The organism is Streptococcus sp. 400_SSPC (assembly GCF_001072745.1).
In the GTDB taxonomy this organism is placed as follows: domain Bacteria; phylum Bacillota; class Bacilli; order Lactobacillales; family Streptococcaceae; genus Streptococcus; species Streptococcus xiaochunlingii.
Genome location: NZ_JVIQ01000056.1, coordinates 1 through 699, shown reverse-complemented (window position 1 = coordinate 699; position 699 = coordinate 1). Strand labels below are relative to the sequence as shown.

General features: G+C 43.5%; 1 pseudogene. It reads left to right on the top strand.

From position 1 onward, the window contains the following. Positions 1–699 (top strand): annotated as a pseudogene (locus tag ADH49_RS07215) (fibronectin-binding protein); the annotation flags it as partial.

The window sequence follows — 699 nt, the reverse complement described above, 5'->3', positions numbered from 1 at the left end:
AGATAAGACATACTCAGGTGAAGTCGTTGCCGTTAAGGTTCAAGCGAAGGATGCCAACGGTACGCCAGCTGAAACAACTTACACACCTAAGATTACTCCAGTTGTTCCGACAGCAGAGGATGTAACTTCAAAAGATAAACAAGGCCAAACTCAAACAGGTAAGCCTAAGTTTACAGAAGGAAATCCAAATATTCCAATGGATGATGATACACCAGCTACATTTGAAGATGGTTCAACAACTAAGACTATCCCAGGTGAAGGAACATACACAGTAGCACCAGACGGAACTGTAACCTTCGTGCCAGAAAAATCATTCACAGGCACAGGAACAGGTGTAACTGTTAAACGTGTAGATAAGAATGGTACGCCAGTAACAGCTAAGTACACTCCAACTGTTACACCAGTAACACCAACAGCTACTCCAGCTGAATCAGTAGCACCTCAAGGTGTGGTTCAAACTGGTACTGTTACATTCACAGAAGGTGACCCAGTTGCACCAATCGACAAGGATACTATTACTCTTCTTGATGAAAATGGTCAACCAGCTGCATCAGTAGTTGCCAAATCACCAGAAGGTAAAGAAATCGGTACCTTCACAGTTGATAAAGCAACAGGTGTTGTAACCTTCACACCAACAGATAAGACATACTCAGGTGAAGTCGTTGCCGTTAAGGTTCAAGCGAAGGATGCCAACGGTAC